Origin of the sequence: Bacillus sp. FSL W8-0519 (assembly GCF_038005585.1) — a bacterium.
GTDB lineage: Bacteria > Bacillota > Bacilli > Bacillales > Bacillaceae_G > Bacillus_A > Bacillus_A paranthracis.
The window spans coordinates 3,440,473-3,460,707 of sequence record NZ_JBBOTL010000001.1; the positions used below are offsets into that span (position 1 = coordinate 3,440,473).

The window sequence follows — 20,235 nt, forward strand, 5'->3', positions numbered from 1 at the left end:
CTAGTCTTCTACTTTCTCAAATAATAGTGCAAGCCCTATTCCGCCCCCTATTCCTAACGTCGCGATTCCGTATTTCATACGTTCTCGTTTCGCCTGATAAAACAAGCGCGTTACAAGCATAGCCCCAGATGCACCGTACGGATGACCGAGCGCAATTGCACCACCATTTACATTTAATTTTTCATACGGAATTTGTAATTCCTTTGCACAAGCTACAACTTTTGAAGCAAATGCTTCATTTATTTCAAAATAATCAATGTCCTCTACTTTCATATTCCTTTCGTTTAGTAATTTGTTCACCGCAAATATTGGACCAGTCCCCGGAAGGTTGGGATCCACTCCAACTACAGCACTACAAACAAAACGAAGAATAGGCTTGTATCCTAATTTTCGAGCTTGCCGCTCTTCCATTACAAGAACTGCACACGCCCCGTCGTTTACACCACATGAATTCCCTGCCGTTACTGTACCATTTTGTAGAAATGCGGGTTTAGTTCTTTTAATCATTCGTTCATAATTCATTTCTGGCTTTATAGACTCATCTAACAATCCATTAAAAGACAATATTTCATCATGTATATATCCTTTTTCTAACGCTTGCAGTGTTCGTTTGTAGCTGAGGCAAGCATACTCGTCTTGCATTTCTCTCGTGATGTTATAACGTTCTGCAACATATTCAGCCGCTACTCCCATATTAGGATCACCAATTGTTTCTGGTGAAAATCGCGCTCTATTTTGAAATGGTGATGTACTTGTACTCTCTACTCCTCCTGCAATATAACAATTACCGGCCCCGCCTTGAATAAAATGACATGCGGTGCGGATCGCTTCCAATCCGGCACCACATTGCCGGTCAATCGTTACACCAGGAATACGATATCCAAGTCCTGCTTCTAAAGCAGATAATCTTGCAACATTCCCTCCTGGCCCAACAACATTCCCTAATATGACCTCGTCTATTTCTCTCTCAATTCCTTTACTTAAAAATGTAAGAAGAGGTGCTGCTAATTGCTGAACTTCATACCCTTTTAACATCCCATTCTTCTTACCAATAGGTGTCCTTTTTGCTTCTACAATAACTGCTCTATTCATATATTTTCTCCTGGTTTTCAATCATATCTTTTGCTTCCATACGAGCGATTTTCCCGCTATTTGTATAAGGTATTTCATCTACAAAATACCATTCTTTCGGTATTTTAAAAGAGGATAATCGTTGTAAGCAAAAACTTTTTAATTGTTGCTTCGTAGCACTTCCTTTTACGATGGCGACAGGTTTTTCACCCCAGTAACTATCTTCCACACCAATTACAACTATTTCATCAACAGCTGGATGTTCATGTAATACGCTTTCTATTTCTTCTGGGAAAATATTAATTCCTCCAAATAAAATCATATTCTTCTCTCTACCGACAATATAAATAAATCCTTCTTCATCTTCATAACCTACATCTCGCACTGTCATCCAGCCATCTGCATTCAACTCCCGTGCTAAAACCCCATCTATTATGTATCCCATAAAAAACTGATCACTTTTCACATAAACAGTTCCTATCTCACCTTTCTGTACTTCTTTTCCTGCCTCATTACATACTCGAACTTGCACATTGTGACAAGGTTTCCCTACTGAATTTGGCCTTCTTTCGCTCTCTTCATCAACTAATGCTGTTACAAAACTCAGTTCCGATGCACCGTAAAATTCATATCTTTTCGCATAAGGAAATATACTCTTTATTTTTTCTTTCGCTTCAGCTTCCCACTTCGCTCCTGACGAAATTATTTTCATTTCATTTTCTATTACTCTATTTTCTTTATATAAAGATTCCAGCATTGTTGGTACGGTGTACATGACCGAAATATTTTCAGTTTCTAACTTATCTAACACTTGATTTGGAATAAACTTCCTCATAATATGTACGGTTTGACCTATATATAATGCACTTATTGCACCGTATAAGAAAAGAGAGTGAACGAGCGCTCCAGCTATTAAAATAGAGTCTTCTTTTTTCATATGAAAGTCATGTATATTACAATTAAAACTATGAACCCACGATTGTTGCGCACGTAAAAATGCCTTTGCCTTTCCTGTTGATCCTGATGTAAATCCCATATAAAAAGGAGCATCTTGTAAACTTTCTACAATGTGCTCTGTAGGAAGATAGTTCTCTATTATTTGTTTCCATTTATCAATTTCAATTATTCTTCCTTCTTCATCGGAAATATCATTTAATTTATATCGTTCCGCAATAATCATATCTGAATTACTGATTGCTAGTCTTTCCTTTAGCTCATCCTTTTTCCATTTTATATCTAATGGCACACAAACCCATCCGGCCATAGCGGCACCTGCAAATAGTTGTAAAAACTCCATGCGATTTTCTAATACAATTGCTACTCTTTTACTCTTCGATTCTGTTGCGTGCAACCAATTCGCTACTTTACATACTGACTCGTACCAATCTTCATATGTTAAAACTCTATCATTTTCCTTAATTGCTATTTTATTTGGTTGTAAAGAGGCATGCTTTTTATATTCTTTTGTAATACCCATATGAGACGTCCTTTCTTTCCAAAATAATAAAAAGAAACACGCAACGAACGTGTTTCTTCTCTTTCTTATCCCGCATTTGTATATTTGCTTCTCTTTAGAGTAGGCGTAATAATATATTTCAATGAACGGTGTAATTTTGTTACAAGAACTGCTGCTATAATCGCTTTTATGCAATCACCTGGTAAAAACACAACACTCACTTTCATCGTTTCCCATACAGAAATATCCATTACGAAAGCTTGCACAAGGATACCAAATACATAAACTACGAAAATACCACCAATTATATTAATACATAATACTTTTATAATAGAAACTTCACGTAAACGCTCAATTAAATAGCCAATGACAAACGCTCCAACGATATAACCAAGTAAATATCCTGCACTTGGCCCAACAAATACACTAAGGCCACCGCGTCCACCAGCAAGTAATGGTGCTCCTACTCCTACAATAAGTAAGAAAATAAGCTGACTTAATGCACCTAGACGTGATCCTAACAACCCACCGGCAAGCATAACACCGAGTGATTGCAATGTAATTGGAACTGGTGTAATAGAAAGAGCAATCGGAGGTATTAACCCTAACACTCCCATAATAGAACTAAATAAAGCGACGAAAACTAAGTTTTTTGTATTCATATTTGCTTCTCCCATTTGTAAACTTAAAATATTTTTTAGGTAACATATTATAGGAGTTATATTATCTTTCTATCTAGCGTTTGTCAACTTATTTTTAAATTAGGTTTACAAATATAAATTCCATTATTTCTCTTTATGCAAATGCTCAAGTTCTTTCCGAAGCGCTTGTTTTAAAAACTTCCCAACAGATGTTTTCGGTATTTCTTCCATAAATACAATATCGTCTGGTAACCACCACTTCGCAAACTGTGGTTTTAAAAACTCATATATTTCCTCTTTCGTAACTGTACTATTTTTCTTTTGAACGACGCAGGCAACAGGGCGCTCTTGCCACTGCGGATGAGGAACAGCAACGACAGCTGCTTCAAATATAGCATCATGTGCCATTAAAGCATTTTCAAGGTCTACTGAAGAAATCCACTCGCCTCCGCTTTTAATCACATCTTTCGTACGGTCAACAATTTTTACGCAGCCTTCCTCGTCCACTGTGACAACATCACCAGTATATAACCAACCATCACGAAAACCTTCGACCGTACGCTCATCGTTATAATAGCTTGCAGCGATCCATGGTGCTCGTAAACATAGCTCTCCCATCTCCGTACTATCCCACTTCACTTCACCATTTGTACCGACTACTTTCATTTCTACACCAGGGACAAGATACCCTTGCTTTGATCTAATTTCTAATTGCTCTTCATACGATAATTCTGTTTCATAACTTTTTAAACGTGCAAGTGTTACGAGTGGGCTTGTTTCGGTCATACCATATGCATGGATGAAAGGAACATTGTGTTTCTGTTCAAATGCTTTAATAACACTTTTCGGTGCGGCTGCACCACCACATAGTATTCTCGTCATACTAGATAAATCATAACTATTATTTTCTAACTCTTGTAATACACCAAGCCAAATTGTCGGCACACCGGCAGCTAACGTCACTTTTTCAGATTGAATCATTTCTAATAAAATTTTCGGCGTAAACATCGGTCCTGGAAGAACTTGTTTTGATCCAAACCAAGTAGCAGCGAAAGGAAGTCCCCAAGCATTCACATGGAACATCGGTACAATTGCCATCGCCGCGTCACTTTCCGATAAAGCAGCTGTATCCGCTAAACCGAGTGCCATACAATGCAGTACAGTACTACGATGCGTATATACAACACCTTTTGGATTTCCTGTAGTCGCTGACGTATAGCACATACCAGCAGGTGTATTTTCATCAATATCTTTTACAAATTGGAAATTTGGATCGCCTTCTTCTAATAGCTTTTCATAATGATATACAGGTTCTAGCGTAGTATTTGGAAGTCCATCTTTATCAGTCATAATAATGTAGGCTTGTACAGTTGATAATTCAGATTGAATTTTTTCAACAAGTGGTACAAGATCTTCATCAATAAGTAGAATTCGATCTTCTGCGTGCTGAATAATGTATGAAATATGTTGAGGAGATAAACGAATATTAATTGTGTGTAAAACGGAAGCAATACCAGGAATAGCAAAATACGCTTCCACATGTCGATGATGATTCCACGCTAACGTTCCTATACGCTCGCCTTCTTTAATTCCTAATTTTTTTAACGCACTGGAAAGCCTTCTCGTTCTTTCACCTAACTGCTTATACGTTAATGTCGTAACTGTGTCATGTGTCCGTGAAACAATTTCTTTCTTCGAAAACAGTTTTTCTGCTCTTTCCATCATAGAACTAATTGTTAGCGGTACATTCATCATCATATTGGTTACATCCCCCTTTAAAGCGTTTTCATTTTTTTGTTTATTATAACAGACTTCCACAAATAATCACGATATTTTTCTGTATTTTCTGAATTATTTCTTTGGAAATAATTCAGAAAATACTAAGAGAAAACACATTAAAACTCCTTCTTACGATATATAAATACCGAAATAACAAAAGAAAAGATATATATAATAACGCCAAATATTGTATATATAATGGAAACGTATACAGATAAATTTAAATTTGATATTGGAAATTGTTCTATTAGATAGCCAATTACACTTTGTAATCCAAAATAAGTTACAAGTCCCCCGCATGCGCCTCCAATTGTAATAGCATCAGATTTTTCTGCTCCAAAAATATAGAGGAGTGGATAGGCTATTGCTCCGGCATTAAGGATGATAAACGTCCCTAAAGAAACACTCTTAAATATCCCATCATCAATTGGTGTATCTGAAACGAAACTATGTATATAAAATATGCCATACGACAATAAAGTACCAATAATTACAACTAAAAAATAGAAAAGGTAATGACTTTGTACAATGTTATTTCTAGTAACCGGTAAAGTAAGTACATATTTTTCATAACCTGACTTACTCTCATATTTAATAACTTCAAGTGCAGGAATTGCAGCAAAAAAGATAATAAACGTAGCAATTAAACGGTACATTGAAGCATTACCAAAATAAAAAACAAATCCCGATCCTAATATCGCTATTCCCATGAACGTAAAGAAAGTTCGATACACTAGATAATAGTTTGTCAATAATAAACCTCTCATTTATTTTTCACTCCTCGTTAATAAGACACTCATTTCTTCTATCGAAATGGTTCTATGTGCAATCCCATTTGGTAGTTTATGCACATCTGATACAAGTACATTGAAATAAGAGCCATTATTCTTTTTCACCACAACTATATCTTTGTTGATTAAAGTTAGTTGTTCCTCATCAACATCTACAATGGCATAATTGTTCAAAACCTTATTCTTTTCTTCATTCAATAAAATTTCTCCATCTTTTATAATGATAAGATGGCTAGCTATTTTTTCTACATCACTCATAATATGAGAAGAAAGTAGTATACCACCATTACTTTTACTCACAAAACTTTTTAATTCCTCTAACACCTCTTCTCTAGATGAAGGATCGAGACCACCCGTCGCTTCATCTAGGATTAATAATTTTGCATTATGCGATAACGCAACAGCTATAGTTAGTTTCATTGACATTCCACGCGAGAATTTACCTACTTTCTCATTAGTAGGTAAAGAAAAAGTATGAACTAATCGATAAAAATTATCTTGATCCCAAGATTCAAACATCTTTTCAAAAACTTTGTTTAGTTGCTTTATCGTAAGATGAGCCGGTAGATTCATAGCATCAAATACGACTCCTATCTTTTCCTTAATCTTGGCATCTTTATTTATATTTTCTTCACCAAATATTTTTACTGTACCACTATCTTTAGAAATTAATTCTAGTACTGTTTTAAAGGTTGTTGATTTCCCAGCTCCATTGTTACCAATGAATCCAACAATTGATCCAGACGGCACATTGAAAGAAACATCTCTTAAAACAACTTTGTTTCCAAATGATTTACTTAAATTTTCAATTTCTAGAAGATTTGACATCATTACACTCCTATCTTAACTTTTCATAAAAATATGTTTTCTCCTATTAAAAATTATCCACTTTTTCTCTCACTTTCTTTTTCAGTTTAAAAATAAGACGATTACTATATTCTTTATTTTCTACTAAAATTCGATACGCCTCTAATACTCCTAACACACGAACAAAAAGATAAACTCCGATAGCAATAAGTACAACACAGTAAGGGTAATACTGCACTAATTCCCCTGAAGTGATATGCTTTTTCTCAAACAAAAACGGGATTGCGCCTGCAGCTATAAAACAAAATCCAACGATCATTACTGCAGCATACTTTTTCTTAATAATCGCATATCTCTTTGTGAATTCTTTTAGAAAGTTTTGATCAAATAATAGTTCTTCCTTTTTCAATACATTGTATCGACTCTCTTCTATCGTTACAGGTACCATCATCGCTCCAATTCCAAGAACAGCAACAATAATGACAAGGAATGTCGACATTGTTGCATTTTCTTTAAATAATAAATACGGTATTGTAGATAAAATGAGTAAACTAAATCCTAGCGCTATATATTTAGAAATTTTTTGTCCATACGCTATATACCCTTCTGCCATTTCCTTGCTTACGTAATAACCATTTTCCTTTTCGTTACTTTGTTCAGCATTTTCTTTTAATAAATAATCAAGAGATACTTCGAATACATTTCCAATCATTATTAATTTTTCAGTTTCAGGAAACCCTTGACCATTTTCCCATTTACTAACTGCTTGCCTTGTTGTGTTTAATTTCTCAGCTAATGCTTCTTGAGAAAGACCCTTTTCTTTTCTTAATTTAAAAAGCTTCTCACCAAATCCCATATGTGTGTCCCCCTTCGTTTTCTTAACTAAATTGTATGTAAACATAGCCCTTATCTCTATCTTCCTGCGGTTGCACTTTGTCAACTTACGGTTGCGATTATGTTATATAGCGGTTTTCTATAAGATTTAGCTAGTTTTCTTCTATGATTATAGCGTTTATAAAACACCCCACCTCGATAACCAATTATAACAATCAAAGGTAATTATTGTTATAAAAAATAAAAAACTCCTTTATTTATAAAGGAGTTTTCGATATGAAATATTCTAAGATGAGCTAATTTTTCTTTCTCATACTAATTCACAATTTCTTCTATACATTTTTGTACGTTGTGCAACGATTCATAAGCATCCCACACAGTATATGTTGTCATCTCTTTATATAAGGCATATTCATATATATGTAAATATTTCTCCTATTAACTTCCCTAATAAAAACACTTTTTAATAATCATAACGGCTTCTGCTTAAACTTTTCATAATGTCGTACTTTTAATAAAAGGACATTCCCGCAATCTGTACAAATATAAGCATCTACTGGTGAAGATGTGAACATCGTCTCCTTTTTCCGTATTTGTGCATAACCGACAAACTCACCTTCTCCTATATTTTGAGAACCACAATTAGAGCATGTCTGCACGTCTTTCTGTTTCATGAGAGCACCACCTTTAATCTGTTTCTACTCCCTTCGACAGTTCACTTCCATTTCCCTTCCAAAAAACCTCTTATTCTCTTACATTTCAACAGGAATCTCAGAACAAACATCGTATATGTACTATGAAATATATTTATTGACGGGGGAATCTCATGAGTACAATTATGACAATCAATACCGCACAAGAAATTGAAAACACAGAAATACATATGCTTTCTTCTAGATTAGCACTATTACAAGCAATGGACGGAAATCCAATGCAGGTACAAGTGAAAAAGTTCGGTAGTGCCACTGCCTTTTCATCAAAAGTAATTGCTGGTCCTGCTTTTAATACAGTAAAAGGCGTTACCTTTACAAATACAGATGAGATAGATGCGATTCTCTCTTATTATCAATCACTACAAATTCCTTGCCGTTTTGAAATTACACCAGCGCAAGGTACAGCTGAACTATTTCAATACTTATCTCAAAAAGGTTTTTATCAATCTAGCTTCCATACCGCTTTATATAGTACACCGCGAGAAGATCCGTCCCTTCTTCCTTCTAACATTTCAGTACGCAAACTAAAAGAAAATGAGTTTGATGTTTTTGCAGACATATATGTACGTGGATTTAACATGCCATCCTTTACAAAAGATGGCGTGCGCCAAAATAACGAAATTCTCCACAATAAACCAGGATGGCATTTTTTCATAGCTGAAGTTCAAAACATTCCTGCGGGCATTGGTGTCCTGTATATAAATAAGGGTGTCGCATCATTAGCTGCTTCTGCTACTTTGCCAGAATTTCAGCGTAAAGGTTGTCACACTGCATTAATTCAAAAACGAATTGAAACAGCTATTGAATCCAATTGTCATTTAATAGTCGGACAAGCAAGATTCGGTAGCAGCAGTCAAAATAATATGGAACGTGCCCATATGAAGATCGCTTATACAAAATCAATCTGGACCGCCAAAAACATATAATTAACATCCTTTCTCTTCTCATTACTACTTTATACACTTTATGACAATTCCTTTTCAACTCTATTAACCATTTGAATATTCAAACTAAATCTGTTACGCTATTGCTAGATACATCATTCAACTTGCAATATGAAAAGAGAATTCTAATCAAACTACAAGGAGGAGAAATGTATGACAAAGCATGATCATGGTTTAAAAGAAAAAGTAGAAGGTGCTATTGATAAAGTAAAAGGTGAAGTAAAAGAAGTTGTCGGGAAAGTAACTGATAATAAGAAATTACAAGCTGAAGGAAAATGGGATAAGGTAAAAGGCACTGCTAAAGATACTGTCGGTAATGTAAAAAAGAAAGTTAATGAATATAAAGAGAATAAAGAAAATAAATAAAAAACGAAAATGTAGGGTTGTGCAAGTAGTAAGTTACTAGATTTGAGAAAAGAGAAATTGCACCCATAAAAAATCATTTTAAAACGACAAATAGATGCCTCAAGGCATCTATTTGTCTATAAATAACTATTTTAACTACCCAACCCTTAAGCTTTTCCTTACTAACATTTTCTAACATAATGCTTTGCTACAGTAAAGGCTTACTTTGTGAAATTTGGTTTTAGATCACCTGTATACGGTTCATGCTCAACAAAGATTTTTATATCTTTTCCATTCGCATCTTTCCCCATTCTTGTATACGTAAATTTTTCTTTATTTAATTCTGTAAGTTCAAGAACTGCACCGTATTTATTATTTCCTAACGAAACGTGAGCTCTTATTTTATTACCATGTACAACATCAAAGAAACCGTAGTCTCCACGACTTTCTCCAGTATTCACATTGAAAAATTCGTATTTATTTGTATTTTTATCGTATTTTGCTAGACTGATTAAGTTTGAGTTATATTTTGTTACATCATTACCTTGGTCGTCTAATACCACCGTTCCGTTCCATAGTGTACTAGATAAAATTTCATCTCCATCAACATCTTTAACTATTTTACCTGTCGAACTTTCTAAATTTTTATCAGGCCGCGTGAAAGAAAGTTCTTTTTCATGGTACGGAATATGTTCAACAAACACCTCTACATCGTTCCCTTTTGTATCTTTCCCCATTCTTTTATATGTAAATTTCTCCTTATCTAATTGCGTTAATTCAACAACTGCTTGATAATTTTGCGTCTCAGAAATTAGTACTCTTTTCTTTCCATCATTCGTTATAAAAAAGGTACCGCTATCATTACGACTCTCTCCTGTACTTGCATTAAAAAATTCATACCTTGCCGTTTTAGCATCATATTTTGCAAGCCCGATGAAATTTTGATTTTCTTTCGTTACATCATTATGATCTTTGTCATAGACTTTTGTCCCTTGCCAGTTTGTTTCACCAAGTATACTAGCTAGTTGTTGCCCCTTCGTCTTTTGAGTTTGCTTAGTTTCTTGTATTGCATTGTATAAAAATTGTGCATACTGTTCACGCGTCACATCCATATTTGGAGCAAAATTTCCTCCGCCTACTCCTTTTGCAATATTATTTGTTTGAACAGCACTAATTGCATTGCTTGCCCATGAGTTCGTTGAAACGTCATTAAAAGTGTGATCACTCTTTGCCTTTAAATGAAAAGCATTTGTAAGAACTTGTGCCATTTCTGCACGCGTTAAGGAAGCCTTCGGTCTAAAATTCCCATGCTCGTCACCCTTAAAAACGCCCATTTCTGTTAAAGACAAAATCTCCTTTATATAACTTGTCGAATCTTCACTTACGTCTCCATATGGGTTCTGATAATTTTTGTCTTCTGCCAAATTAAAATAACGATATAGTAAAGCTGCAACTTGTTCGCGTGTCACGTTATCTCCAAAACCAAATCTTCCATCATCATAGCCGAAAATGATTTTCTCGTCTGTTAATTGCTGAATCGCCTCATATGCCCAGTGCCCCTTTGGAACATCTTTGAATACCCCAGTATGATTCGTGTTTGGTGTAACTACTTCTGCTTTCACCTCTCCAGTCGTTTCACTTAATAGACTTCCACCTAAAACTGCTGATATGATACATGTTTTTAAAATTGTTTTATTCATAGCTTCCCAATCCCTTCCTTCATTTAACAAATAATTACACCACTTTTCTTTCAAAAGAAGATTCTATGTGCGCAATTTATGTTATAAATTTTGATTACAGCTAATGGAATACAAAGTGTTACACATCCAAATTTCTTATTTGTAGTATCAATAGCTGCTATATATAGGAATTATAAATAGGAACTATAAATTGCCCATAAACAAATTATTAAAAAAAGATAAAATTAAGATAATATATTTTTAATCTCAATTTTTTTATAAAAAACGTTCCTTTTGGCAAAAAAGATGGCTTGAAATTAAAAGTTCATTCTATTTTTTTGTTTATGTTATCATGATAAAAGAAAGAATATTCCGAAATAAAAAACCCTGAATTTGGGCAGAAATGAGGAAAAGAAATTGAATATTGAGCAACAATTATATGATGTGGTGAAACAGTTAATTGAACAAAGATATCCAAACGATTGGGGTGGAGCCGCAGCGATTCGTGTAGAAGATGGAACAATTTATACAAGCGTTGCTCCGGATGTAATAAATGCTTCAACTGAACTTTGTATGGAAACAGGTGCAATTTTAGAAGCTCATAAATTTCAAAAGAAAGTTACACATTCTATTTGTCTTGCGAGAGAAAATGAGCATTCTGAATTAAAGGTACTCTCGCCTTGTGGTGTATGCCAAGAACGTTTATTTTATTGGGGACCAAAAGTACAGTGTGCGATTACAAATGCTAAACAAGATATTATTTTTAAACCTTTAAAAGAGTTGCAACCATATCATTGGACAGAAGCATATCATGATGAAATGGCAAAAGAATGGAGTACGAGATAGAGGAATAAGTTTCATTATTTCCCTGATGACAATAAAAAAATGTCACGGCCTTTTCCAAATAAAACATCGAAAAAGGCCGTGACATAACACTTATTTTATAATTGACGAAAGCTTACTTCCCTTCATTTTTCTCTAACACATACAAATCTTCTTCAATATTAGATAGTTTCTCTGTTACAAGCTTTCTTGCCTCTCCAATTGCTTGATTGTATGCAAATGGTCCAACTAATTTAATCATTTCTTCTATTAAACGCTCTGCTTGGAAACGTCCAATTTCATCTAAATCTTCTTCAACGAAAAATTGCTGAATTTGTGCTACAAGCTCTTCTTTTTTATCATTTGGTATTTTTATATTCATCATCGTTTATTACTCCTCTATATGTAAGATAGTATGTTTCTTAACTCTACCATAGAAAAACGCTTTCCAGGACAACTTTTTGTAACGCCTTCTAGCTCCCTATGACCGAGTATATTTTCTTTCTTTATAGCAAACCGATTCATAAACATTTTACATAAAGAATATAATGCATTCATTTGTGCGGTAGTTGGATCATATTTATCAAAATTACCCGTCATACATATTCCAATTGTATCTCTATTATGATCTTTCGCATGTGCTCCAATATGTAAACCACGTCCTTCGACTACAGTTCCATCTTCTTCAATAAAATAATTGTAACCGATCCCGCTCCACCCTCTTACTTTTTGATGAAATTCATGTGTTTTATACACATCCCATCCATCTTCGGATGTATGGTGAATAATCAGTTTGTTTACTTTTTCTAAAGGAACTAATTCATCTTGAAATGCTAAATTTACACATTTAATTTCCATTTGAATATCCCCCTTAAAAATCAATCATCATAATTGTTTTATCATCTGGTCGTATTCTCTTTTCCCCTTCTAACTCTTCAATAATTGCTACATATTCATTTATACTATTCTTTCTTATATATGCAACAGTTTGTTCGAGTGGCCAATCTGGGTGGAATAATCCGTCTGAACAAATAAAAATCCCACTCACTTCATCTACATGTAATTCCCCATGCTGCAAATAATGAATTGCTTCTTTCATTCCATTCGCAACGGAATATCCCCCCTTCACATTTGCAAGATAACGATTGTATTTTAACTGTTCTCGCACATCTTGAAAAACATGTTCTTCTGGTACAGATAACCCTTTTTTACGATCTTCTTCTCTTTTCTTTTTTGCTCGTTTACTAATTCCTTCAACCGTATCTTTCGTTAATACTTGCATCGTTCCTTTTCGAAATATTGTGACAATCATACAGTCCCCTAACTGTGCGTATTCAATTTTCTCACCAACTATTTGGACTGCCGCGATACATGTGCACCACAAATGCTCTTTCTTTCTCGTATCTACTCCATATGCTAACATTTTTCTTTGCAATGCTTCATTTGCTTTTGCAACTGCAACTTGTAAACTATGATTTTCGCGGAATGAATTAAAATAACTTGCAAATAAATGTGAAGCGATGTATGCTCCATTATGTCCCTTTTCATCACGAAATGAGACAAGTGGTGTTGCACCGTCACATACACCATAAATCTTTTTTTCTTCATTACAAAAATAAGAATCCTCACATTCTTGCTTCAACGGGCTTTTCTGTTGATATGTTTTTATCTTCACAACTGTATCCCCTTTCAAATGGTAAAATACTCAAATTCTTTTGATTAATCTAATTTTCCGAAATAAACTGTTTTTACCCAAAACTTTCAATATCATATATAATCTTGAAATAATATGAATTTTTCAGTGAAGGACGGGAAAGAGATGGTCAGATTTCTTGGTGTTATTATTGGTTCTATTATTATTGCGATTGCCTTTAATCTTTTCCTTATCCCCCACAAAATTTTAAGTAGTGGAATTGGCGGAATTGCTATTATTTTAGGGATTGTAACTCCTGTAAACACAGGTATTATTAACTTTGTATTAAACTTACCTATCCTTATTTTAGGATACATAGGTCTTGGAAAAAAAGTCATTTTTAACACGATTGTCTCTGTTATTGTATTATCTGTTGCATTATACTATGTTCCAGTGAAAGTCGTAGCAACAGATCCACTTTTATCATCTATCTTTGGTGGTGTTATTGCCGGAGCTGGTATCGGTCTTGTTTTTAACTGTAATGGATCAACTGGTGGATTTGATATTATCGGTATGTTGTTATCTCGCAAAAGAGATATTAAACTTGGCGGATTCCTTATTATTTTAAATGCAGTCGTTGTAATCATTGCAGGATTCTTCTTCACTTGGGATGTTGCTCTTACAAGCTTACTTTCGATTTATGTAACTGGTAAAGTTATTGATGCTATTCATACGAAACATCGGAAGGTTACACTTATGATTGTAACAAATGAAGCAGAAAAAATGAAAAAACAACTTCTTTCAACTGTTGTACGTGGCATTACATTACTTGATGGCGAAGGTGCTTATTCTAGCGAAAAGAAACGTGTACTTATGACAGTCATTTCTCGTGAAGAATTAGCAAGTATGAAATTAACAATTTCTGAAATTGACCCTCATGCATTTGTTAACATTACAGAAACGGTTGAAGTATTAGGATTGTTTAGAAAAGGTTAAAAAACTAGGTGGATTTCCACCTAGTTTTTATTTTCCATAAATTCAATTCGATTTCCGAACGGATCTGACACATAAAATCGAATTACATCTGGTCGTGCATGATCATCTATTACTTCAATGCCTTGCTGTATTAACGCTTGTTTAAATTCATCTATGTTTAAAACATAAAAAGCCGGATGTGCCTTTTTAGCTGGGGTAAAGTTTTGCTCAACTCCGATATGAATCTCTTGATTTCCACACTTAAACCAGCACCCACCGCGCTTCTTTAATTCCTCTGGCTTTGGGATTTCCTCCATACCAATTTTATTACTATAAAACTCTCGCGCTTCTTCTTCACACCCTACAGGCGCAGCTACTTGTACATGATCGATCCCTTGAATATAAGTTCTCATTTTCTCTCCCCCTCTTCTACCCTAATGTTATAAGGAAAACCTACTCCTGTAACTTACAAATGATTTATAAAACAATATAAGCTCCCCTTATTACCACCCTATACGTACTTTTCCAAAATAAAGAAAACAAAATTTATTATATAACTTCCATTTTTTATAGAAATACACGTTACATCTATATTATAGTTATGAATAGACAAATCTTTTTAGATGCTATTTGTACGGAGGAACTATTATGAGTCGTAAAAAATATTCATCAACTCAAAAAAAACGTCATCCGAACATTTCTAGACGTTTGCGAAACCATATACAAGATCGTTCATTAGCAGAAATGTACGCATCTCTGTTCGAACACAACCCTGATGGTATTATTTCATTAAATTTAGAGGGAATTATTATACACACTAATCCTTCTGCTGAAAGAATACTAGGTTACACTTCTTCAGAATTAGAGCGAAAAAGCATTACCTCGATTTTAGAAGCTCATATTTCTGAGCAAGTATTACAAAATATAAAGAATACGGAAGCGGATAATCAACAAGAGTATATTTTATCTATTTATCATAAAGATGGATTCTTATTAGATGTCGTGACAAAACTAGTTCCTATTTTTGTCCAAAATCGTCTAACTGGCGTATATGCCATTATGAAGCCTCTTGAAAAATCAGAAAGAATTGAGAAAAAGCTGAAAGAAAGTGAGAAGAGATTACGCACATTAGTAAACTCCATGCCTGCGTTTGTTATATTTAAAGATCATGAAGGGCGCTGGCTTGAGGCAAATGACTACGCACTTTCTTGCTTCAATTTCCATCATGTACCTTACCACGGAAAAAAAGATAGTGAACTCATTCAATATAATGAAGCGTACCGAGAAGCTTTTTTACATTGTGAAGAAGTCGATGAATTAGCATGGCAACAAAGACAAATTCTTCATGGTGAAGAATTTATTATTCATAGAGATGATTTCGACCTAATCTTAAGTATATCGAAAGTTCCTCTCTATCACCCTGACGGCTCCCGTAAAGGTCTTATCGTAATGGGAAGAGATATTACTGAGCTAAAGGAAACGGAAAAGTTATTACGAAAATCTGAAAAGCTCGCAGTAGTCGGACAACTGACAGCTGGAATTGCTCATGAAATTCGAAATCCACTCACTTCTCTAAAAGGTTTTCTAACATTGCTACTCCCTGAAATAAATGAGGAGCAGAAGTGGTATATCGATGTTATGTTAAGTGAAATTTCACAGATGGAATCTATCACGAGTCAATTTATGGCGATGTCTAAACCACAAGTATTAGCAATCCAAACTTGTAACATACAAACTTTAATTGAAGAGGTAGTTACATTTATTTTACCAACCGCAATTATGCATAGCGTTCATATCATTATGGATCATTTTGATTACGTATATGACATTCAATGTGACGGTAACCAATTAAAACAAGTTTTTATAAATATATTAAAAAATGCGATTGAAGCAATGCCAAATGGCGGAAATATTTTCATCCAAACAAAACCATTAGAGGGTAATTTCATCTTAATACGGATCATCGATGAAGGTTGCGGTATCCCAGAAGATCGTATCTCCCGTTTAGGCGAACCTTTTTATAGTTTAAAAGAAAAAGGCACAGGGCTAGGATTAATGATGTGTTACAAAATAATTGAAGAACATCATGGTAAATTACACATTTCAAGTGAATTAAATAAAGGTACGGTCGTTGATATTCACCTACCACTTTCTTCACCTCACCTTGCAATCCAGTCTTAAATAATAAAAGAAGCATCTGCTAACGATTAGCAGATGCTTCTTTTATTATTTATACTTATAGAACTGTTTTTCCATACCATTCTTTTGCTTTTTCTACTTCACCCATCGTTAATTGATGTCCTCTATTTTCCCAATGCATTGTTACATTAGCGTTTGCATTTTCTAATAGTAGCTTCAATTCCTCTGACTCAGAAGATGAACAAATTGGATCATTTGTCCCAGCAGCAATAAACACGGATTTCCCAGCTAAATTAGGCAATTGTGTTCCTCTTCTAGGCACCATTGGGTGATGAAGCACAGCACCTTTTAACGCATTTTCGTAGTGGAATAATAAGCTTGCCGCAATGTTTGCTCCATTTGAATAACCGATAGCTACAATGTTATTTCTATCAAATTCATATGTTTTTGCAGCTTCGTCTAAAAACTCATTTAATTCCTTCGTACGGAAAATAAGATCCTCTTCATCAAAAATACCTTCTGCTAATCGACGGAAGAAACGTGGCATCCCATTCTCTAATACATTTCCACGGACACTTAATACTGAAGCTTCCGGATCCATTATTTCTGCAAGTGGTAATAAATCTAATTCATTACCTCCTGTACCATGAAGTAATAGCAATACTGGTTTTGACGTATCTTTTCCTTTTTGAAAAACATGTTTCATCATAATCCTTTTCCCCTTTCAATCACTTTAATCTAAATTTCTCACTTCAAATGGTAAAAGCGTTTGTTCAATCTGTTTTCTATGTTTTTCATATTGTTCCGGTAACTTTAATTCCTCACCCATCGTCTCTAACGATTCATCATGAGCGAAACCAGGGGGATCTGTTGCAATTTCAAATAAAATTTCACCGTGTTCTCTAAAATAAATTGCGTTAAAATAATTTCGATCTTGTACAGGAGTTACGTGGTATCCAAAACGGGACACATGCTCTTTCCAATCTAGCTGATCAGCATCGTCACTCGCTCTCCAAGCAATATGATGAACTGTACCAACACCCATTTGACCGCGTCCGATTGTCGATAATTTCAAATCAATAATATTGCCAATATTAGCAGAAGAACGGAATCGAACAAATTCACCCTCTTCTCCAATTTTCTCAAGACCCATGATATGTTCTAACAGTTCAGCAGTTTTTTGAGGCTGCGTTGATAAAAGAACTGCACCGCCAAATCCTTTAATTGCTACTTCTGGCGTAACTTCCCCAAAAGTCCAATTATTTAATTCGCCTTCTTCTCTTTCTACTAATTCTATATGCAAACCATGTGGATCATCAAATTCTAAGTACTGTTCCCCAAATCGAGTCATTTTTGTATACGAAACATCGAATTTTTCTAATCTATTTTCCCAAAACTCCATTGCCCCTTTTGGTACAACATAAGAAGTGATTCCTACTTGACCGTCACCAATAACTCCTTGACGAGCACCTGCCCATGGGAAAAACGTAATAATTGTTCCCGGTTTTCCTCCTTCATTACCAAAATAAAGATGGTACGTACCTGGATCATCAAAATTCACTGTTTGTTTCACTAAACGTAAACCTAACACACCAGCGTAAAAATCTACATTTTCTTGTGGATGCCCTACAATCGCTGTAATATGGTGGATGCCCATTGTTTTCTTTTCCATTTCTTCCACTCCTTTTTTATTCCATTATAAAAATTGCTTTACATTAAGATTCATTATTCATTTTGTCCATACTGACTAGTAAAATCCGTCATGATAATTTTATCTCGAATTCGAGATATTGATTTTAAAATTACACATTAACTTCCAGTTCCTTAAATTATCTCAAATTCGAGATAATTATTAAAAAAAATATTTAATCCATTTGAAATCTTTATTCAAAGTACAAATTAACTCGAACTCAAATTTATTATAAGTTACTTACTTTTAGTTGTCAACAAGTTCCTTATTTTCATTTTAAATAAAAAGAGAGTAAACGCCAGTTTCGTTTACTCTCTTCGCTGATCATTTCGTTTCTTCTTCCAGCACTGCTTCCATCTCATTAAATTCACGATGAATTGCTTTAACTGGTTCTTTCGTTAATAAACTTATAACAATCACAGCTAATAAGCTACAGAAGAATCCAGGTACCATTTCATACATAGTCGCTTTTAAACTTGGAATTTGTACCCAAGTAATTACAACTACTGCACCAACAATCATTCCAGCAAGAACGCCCCATTTGTTCGTTCTCTTCCAATATAAACTTAATAAAATGGCAGGTCCGAATGCTGAACCAAATCCTGCCCAAGCATAACCGACGAGTGTTAAAATTGTATCACTTGGATGATACGCTAAAACAACTGCGATCATAGCTACTACTAAAACTGACAGTCTACCGATAAATACAAGTTCTTTATCACTTGCGTTACGACGGAAAAATGTTTTATAGAAATCTTCCGTTACTGCACTTGAAATAACAAGTAATTGCGAGGAAATACTACTCATAATCGAAGCCAAAATAGCTGATAATAAAAATCCAGTAATGTACGGATGGAATAAAATATTTGAGAATGTTACAAAGACCATTTCCGGATCTTGTAATGTCGCATTATTTTTAGCGTAATAAGCAATACCAACTAGACCAGTAAGCATTGCACCTATAATTGAAATCGTCATCCAACCGATACCGATTCTACGAGAAGTTTTCAAATCTTTAATAGAGGTAATTGCCATAAAGCGGACAATAATATGTGGTTGACCAAAATACCCAAGACCCCATGCTAAAAAGGAAATAATACCAAGAATTGTGGTCCCTTTAAACATATCTAAATGCGATGCATCAACTTGCTTAATCGTATTGAATGTTTCTGTTACACCACCGACATCTGTAAAAGCAACAATTGGTACTAATACGAGAGCAATAAACATAATACACCCTTGCACAAAGTCGGTCCAACTTACTGCTAAAAAACCACCGAATAGTGTATAAGCAACTACGACACCAACAGTTACAAATAAACCAATTTTATAATCAAGGTTAAAAGAATTTTCAAACAAACGTCCACCTGATACTAAACCAGCCGACGCATAAAATGTGAAAAATACTAAAATAACGATAGCGGAGACAAAACGAAGTATTTTCGTACGATCTTTAAATCGATTCTCTAAAAAGTCTGGAATCGTAATTGAATCATTAGCCACTTCTGTATACGTTCGCAAACGCGGGGCAAGAATTAAATAGTTTACATAAGCACCTATTAATAAACCTATCGCAATCCACACACTTGATAACCCTGTCGCATACATCGCACCAGGTAATCCCATTAGCATCCAACCACTCATGTCAGAAGCACCAGCTGATAAAGCTGTAACTGCTGGACCGAGTCCCCTTCCGCCTAACATATAATCTGATAAATCGGATGTCTTCTTATAAGACCAATAACCGATATACAACATACCTGCCATATAAATAGCAAGCGAAACCATAATCTCAATCTTCACCAAATCTCTCCCTTAGTTACATAAGCCATTCAAAATTTCGAAAAATGACTTTTTCTATTTTCTTGTTTTCGCTTATGGTTCCCTACCTTAACAAACATTTTTTGTTCTTTCAA

21 protein-coding genes and 1 pseudogene are annotated in these 20,235 nt (G+C 34.6%); 5 read left to right on the forward strand and 17 right to left on the reverse strand.

The window, feature by feature from the left end:
- The 9 genes and pseudogenes from NST14_RS18010 to NST14_RS18050 form a co-directional block, all read right to left on the reverse strand.
- On the reverse strand, nucleotides 1-1,092 hold the full coding sequence (locus NST14_RS18010) for an acetyl-CoA C-acyltransferase (protein WP_001078015.1): 1,092 nt from the start codon (nucleotides 1,090-1,092) through the stop codon (nucleotides 1-3).
- On the reverse strand, nucleotides 1,085-2,548 hold the full coding sequence (locus NST14_RS18015; protein ID WP_000513141.1) for an acyl-CoA synthetase: 1,464 nt from the start codon (nucleotides 2,546-2,548) through the stop codon (nucleotides 1,085-1,087). The genes NST14_RS18010 and NST14_RS18015 overlap by 8 nt, the downstream gene beginning before the upstream one ends.
- A gap of 65 nt (nucleotides 2,549-2,613) precedes the next feature.
- Entirely contained in the window at nucleotides 2,614-3,189 is a 576-nt protein-coding gene (locus NST14_RS18020) for a biotin transporter BioY (RefSeq protein ID WP_001093337.1), read from the reverse strand.
- A 123-nt stretch (nucleotides 3,190-3,312) separates the two neighbouring features.
- A complete protein-coding gene (locus tag NST14_RS18025; protein ID WP_000980191.1) occupies nucleotides 3,313-4,926 on the reverse strand; it encodes a long-chain fatty acid--CoA ligase in 1,614 nt (537 codons plus the stop codon).
- Between the two features lie 137 nt (nucleotides 4,927-5,063).
- Nucleotides 5,064-5,714, reverse strand: a complete 651-nt coding sequence (locus NST14_RS18030; protein ID WP_229142870.1) for an ABC-2 transporter permease — start codon at nucleotides 5,712-5,714, stop codon at nucleotides 5,064-5,066.
- Nucleotides 5,715-6,566: an ABC transporter ATP-binding protein gene (locus NST14_RS18035; protein ID WP_000067338.1), complete on the reverse strand. Its 852-nt coding sequence runs from the start codon at nucleotides 6,564-6,566 to the stop codon at nucleotides 5,715-5,717. It lies immediately after the preceding gene.
- A gap of 46 nt (nucleotides 6,567-6,612) precedes the next feature.
- Nucleotides 6,613-7,401 carry a helix-turn-helix domain-containing protein gene (locus tag NST14_RS18040; RefSeq protein WP_000505599.1) on the reverse strand — a complete coding sequence of 263 codons (789 nt, stop codon included), beginning with the start codon at nucleotides 7,399-7,401 and terminating at the stop codon, nucleotides 6,613-6,615.
- A 296-nt stretch (nucleotides 7,402-7,697) separates the two neighbouring features.
- A pseudogene (locus tag NST14_RS18045) lies at nucleotides 7,698-7,831 on the reverse strand (GNAT family N-acetyltransferase); the annotation flags it as partial.
- Nucleotides 7,832-7,849: 18 nt separating this feature from the next.
- Complete coding sequence (locus tag NST14_RS18050) at nucleotides 7,850-8,053, reverse strand: hypothetical protein (RefSeq protein WP_000810212.1); 204 nt, start codon at nucleotides 8,051-8,053, stop codon at nucleotides 7,850-7,852.
- Nucleotides 8,054-8,205: 152 nt separating this feature from the next.
- On the opposite strand from NST14_RS18050, the gene NST14_RS18055 reads away from it, so the two are divergent.
- Nucleotides 8,206-9,018, forward strand: a complete 813-nt coding sequence (locus NST14_RS18055) for a GNAT family N-acetyltransferase (RefSeq protein WP_000104270.1) — start codon at nucleotides 8,206-8,208, stop codon at nucleotides 9,016-9,018.
- Between the two features lie 171 nt (nucleotides 9,019-9,189).
- Entirely contained in the window at nucleotides 9,190-9,402 is a 213-nt protein-coding gene (locus NST14_RS18060) for a CsbD family protein (RefSeq protein WP_000160413.1), read from the forward strand.
- 200 nt (nucleotides 9,403-9,602) lie between these two features.
- Here NST14_RS18060 and NST14_RS18065 read toward each other — a convergent pair whose 3' ends face one another.
- Entirely contained in the window at nucleotides 9,603-11,081 is a 1,479-nt protein-coding gene (locus tag NST14_RS18065) for a DUF4822 domain-containing protein (protein WP_002170180.1), read from the reverse strand.
- 396 nt (nucleotides 11,082-11,477) lie between these two features.
- Here NST14_RS18065 and NST14_RS18070 point away from each other — a divergent pair, with 396 nt between their 5' ends.
- Nucleotides 11,478-11,906, forward strand: coding sequence for a cytidine deaminase (locus tag NST14_RS18070; RefSeq protein ID WP_001019672.1), 429 nt, complete (start codon nucleotides 11,478-11,480; stop codon nucleotides 11,904-11,906).
- A gap of 112 nt (nucleotides 11,907-12,018) precedes the next feature.
- On the opposite strand, the gene NST14_RS18075 is transcribed toward NST14_RS18070, so the two are convergent.
- The 3 genes from NST14_RS18075 to NST14_RS18085 are packed head-to-tail and all read right to left on the reverse strand — an operon-like array spanning nucleotide 12,019 to nucleotide 13,575.
- Entirely contained in the window at nucleotides 12,019-12,267 is a 249-nt protein-coding gene (locus NST14_RS18075) for a DUF2164 domain-containing protein (RefSeq protein ID WP_000981073.1), read from the reverse strand.
- A gap of 14 nt (nucleotides 12,268-12,281) precedes the next feature.
- A complete protein-coding gene (locus NST14_RS18080; RefSeq protein ID WP_000402952.1) occupies nucleotides 12,282-12,740 on the reverse strand; it encodes a peptidoglycan recognition protein family protein in 459 nt (152 codons plus the stop codon).
- A gap of 13 nt (nucleotides 12,741-12,753) precedes the next feature.
- A complete protein-coding gene (locus NST14_RS18085; RefSeq protein ID WP_229142871.1) occupies nucleotides 12,754-13,575 on the reverse strand; it encodes a protein phosphatase 2C domain-containing protein in 822 nt (273 codons plus the stop codon).
- 126 nt (nucleotides 13,576-13,701) lie between these two features.
- On the opposite strand from NST14_RS18085, the gene NST14_RS18090 reads away from it, so the two are divergent.
- The gene (locus NST14_RS18090; protein ID WP_000251335.1) at nucleotides 13,702-14,511 is read left to right on the forward strand and encodes a YitT family protein; all 810 of its coding nucleotides are present in this window, start codon (nucleotides 13,702-13,704) and stop codon (nucleotides 14,509-14,511) included.
- 20 nt (nucleotides 14,512-14,531) lie between these two features.
- Here NST14_RS18090 and NST14_RS18095 read toward each other — a convergent pair whose 3' ends face one another.
- Nucleotides 14,532-14,903, reverse strand: coding sequence for a VOC family protein (locus tag NST14_RS18095; protein WP_001261472.1), 372 nt, complete (start codon nucleotides 14,901-14,903; stop codon nucleotides 14,532-14,534).
- A gap of 235 nt (nucleotides 14,904-15,138) precedes the next feature.
- Between NST14_RS18095 and NST14_RS18100 the strand changes: the two genes are divergently transcribed.
- Entirely contained in the window at nucleotides 15,139-16,671 is a 1,533-nt protein-coding gene (locus NST14_RS18100; RefSeq protein WP_000087671.1) for a BA3702 family sensor histidine kinase, read from the forward strand.
- Between the two features lie 55 nt (nucleotides 16,672-16,726).
- Here the strand turns inward: NST14_RS18100 and NST14_RS18105 are convergent, their stop codons facing one another.
- The 3 genes from NST14_RS18105 to putP all read right to left on the reverse strand — a co-directional run bounded on the left by NST14_RS18105 (nucleotide 16,727) and on the right by putP (nucleotide 20,122).
- On the reverse strand, nucleotides 16,727-17,338 hold the full coding sequence (locus NST14_RS18105) for an alpha/beta hydrolase (RefSeq protein ID WP_000975470.1): 612 nt from the start codon (nucleotides 17,336-17,338) through the stop codon (nucleotides 16,727-16,729).
- Nucleotides 17,339-17,362: 24 nt separating this feature from the next.
- On the reverse strand, nucleotides 17,363-18,301 hold the full coding sequence (locus tag NST14_RS18110) for a ring-cleaving dioxygenase (protein WP_000412746.1): 939 nt from the start codon (nucleotides 18,299-18,301) through the stop codon (nucleotides 17,363-17,365).
- A 342-nt stretch (nucleotides 18,302-18,643) separates the two neighbouring features.
- Nucleotides 18,644-20,122, reverse strand: a complete 1,479-nt coding sequence (gene putP / locus NST14_RS18115) for a sodium/proline symporter PutP (RefSeq protein ID WP_000687615.1) — start codon at nucleotides 20,120-20,122, stop codon at nucleotides 18,644-18,646.
- Nucleotides 20,123-20,235 lie beyond the last annotated feature (113 nt).